This window comes from Algoriphagus sp. (assembly GCF_024642405.1).
GTDB lineage: Bacteria > Bacteroidota > Bacteroidia > Cytophagales > Cyclobacteriaceae > Algoriphagus.
This window is the reverse complement of record NZ_JAHEBC010000116.1, coordinates 8,657-11,303: the sequence shown is the minus strand read 5'-3', so window position 1 is coordinate 11,303 and position 2,647 is coordinate 8,657. Positions and strand designations below refer to the sequence as shown.

Annotated in this window: 2 protein-coding genes; both read right to left on the bottom strand. The window is 36.8% G+C overall.

Annotated features, from left to right (window positions below; all coding sequences use genetic code 11):
* Positions 1-1,299: hypothetical protein (locus Q0L68_RS10525; protein ID WP_296702669.1), on the bottom strand; the 1,299-nt coding region annotated here is incomplete at its 3' end.
* Positions 1,300-1,307: 8 nt separating this feature from the next.
* Entirely contained in the window at positions 1,308-2,447 is a 1,140-nt protein-coding gene (locus Q0L68_RS10520) for an alginate lyase family protein (RefSeq protein WP_296702666.1), read from the bottom strand.
* Positions 2,448-2,647: the final 200 nt, after the last annotated feature.

Sequence of the window (2,647 nt, the reverse complement as noted above, 5' to 3'; positions counted from 1 at the left end):
TCCGCTAATCAAGTTAGGTACAGCAGTTTTTCCTCCTTGGGGTATAAATGTACAGTCTCGTATAATTAGATTCCCTTGCCAAGTACTTCCATAATCTGAGCGCAAATTGATTATACTTCTGCCACGGATTGTAGAGTTTTCAACAGTTAAAGTCCCACTTCCAATAGCATTGATTCCCATATGGCCCATAGTTGAATTCCGGATTGTAGCATTCGCTACACCCATGTGAGCATCAAATCTGGATAGAGTGCAATTGTCATATAATAGATTTTTACAGTAGTTGGAGCCCATAATTCCCCAAAACATACTGTCATCAATATCGTTTGTCTGACTGCAATTTATAAAGGATACGTTCAGTGCTCGACCTACCGAAATATCATAGCTTCCCATGGAGACTGGCTTTCCTGCCGCGCCTATGGTCTGGTAAGTTTTATGACCAGTTAGAATGGTGTTCTTTACCGTCACATAAGCGCATTCTCTAATATTAAGGAACCCACCATAAGGAGCGCCTTGTTCCCCCTCTCCTGTGATGCGATGCTCTAATTTTTCAATAATCACATTAGAGCGTTTGATAGTAATATTTCGGCTATAATAATTGTATTTGGATTCCTCTTTATTGGCAATTGTTGTAAATATTCCACCAGAGATTGTAAGCGTCTTTTCGTCGATTGGGAGTGCGGTTATTTCTGTAATTTGGTCAAAATCCCAAATTATCGGAGTTTCCTTATCCACCTTACCATCTTTATCTACCAAAAAAATATCTGTTTGAGGAGCTCCATTATTTTGGTTCAATCCAAAGCGGATGTATTTCATTTCATTGGAATTGGTCACACTTACCAAAGTAGGTCCAGGAAATGTCAGGTTGAGTTTCTTCTGATTTCTTTTCAATGATGATATTGATTCTAGTTCATATGATTCTTTATTTGAACTGACCAGAAAAATAGGTGCATTCCTATTTTCAACTTCTGTATCATCGATAATAAAAGAGGCTGTCCCAAAATCTGTATCTGTTTGGATAAAAGCAGTCAGGTCTTTTCCTCCAATATAATAAGTCGCCCCATCCTCTGCCTTCACTTTTAGGTTCTCCTTATTTGCAAATGAATGTGCAGCTGAAATTGCCTCCATATCATCTGTTTTACCATCTCCTTTGGCACCAAAATCGCTGTAGAAAACTATTCCTGAGCGAATAATTTTTAAAGAATCCTCTTCTGATATTTTTTTTGAAGGATTTTTCGTTTGACTAAAAGCAGATAAATAGCAAGAGAATAGGCAGAATAAAATTAGAGTATGAATTTTCATTTTTAGAATTAATTTTTCTCTTTATCAAGCCATAGAAGAGGGAAGCGTAAAGGCATATTTCGGACGATTTCGGGTGTTTCGAAATCAGAATCTAGCCTTTCCCATAGCAGCAAGTATTTTTCTTGGTTATATGCAATCCCTGCAAAAAGAAGAAATGAATGTCGAACAGGCCATTTATCCCAATACATCACATCTTCATGATAAGGCCAGGTAGATTTATCATTTACAAAAGGATATAAAAATGAAACACCTAAAGCGATGGATTTACCGTCACTAGTTTGATAAGTAAATAGGTTATCCCTATTATCTTGAAAGACCTGACAAAGTGTGGCCATGGCATCCAGTGTGAAAAGTGAATATCCATATGGTTTGGTTCGCTTTAGTTCTTGTGGAAAGCTTCCATCTGTCGCCATTTGTTTTGGCAGAAGAACCGTTTTATACATTTCTTTACAATACTCCAATACTTCTTGATTTCCGACAAGATTTGCAAAAACTGCTGCCTGCATTGCCCAGCAAATGCTATGATTATTTCCATGATCCCGTTCATCTATTCCGTAAGGATGAGTTGTGATCCATGTTAAATATTCACTAAACCAATCTTTGATGGGTTGGATTTGGGAAGTGGGGACTAAGCCAGATTCTTCAAGTACCTCAATAGCCTTGGCGACGTCAATAAGTTGAATAGTATCAATAATCCCAATTCCACGTCCAGTAGCTCTACCTTTAATAGCTTGTCCATAAAGTAGATTTGGATTCATTTTGGTTTCTTTGTCAACAAACCAAGCATTTAGATGAGGTAACAATGCTTCTAGGTATTTTTCTTCCTGAGTCACCAAATAGGCTGAGGCAAAGGCACCAGAAATTTGGCTAAATCTGATCATTGCCTCGCGGTGGGCTGTGAAATTATCTGGATTCGTAAGACCATCCCGTTGGATATAAGGCCCTTCTGGATTGTCTGGATCAGGCCACCAATAATCTCCCTCTGAATAAAAATCATGGTTCCCGCCAGCACTTCTAGGACTGGTTTCTGAAGTTACTGTAATGGGTTTTAAAGAATAATACTCCTCAGCTAGACGAATAACTCTAGTTTTTTCTTTTGCTAAGTAATCAGTCTTTTTGATCTCGATTTGTTCCTGATTCTGGAACATTAAATTGAAAATAAAAAATAGTAAAAGAGGGCTTTGAGTCATCTATTGTCTTCACTTTAAAACCGTAATGATTATAATTTGCAATTATTTGATCAGATTAAAAAAATCATTTTCAAAATGCTGAATTGTACCAAACCTTAATTCATTCTTTCGAAATATCTAAATAAGAAATCTATGATTAAAATAGGTTTAGTTATTTT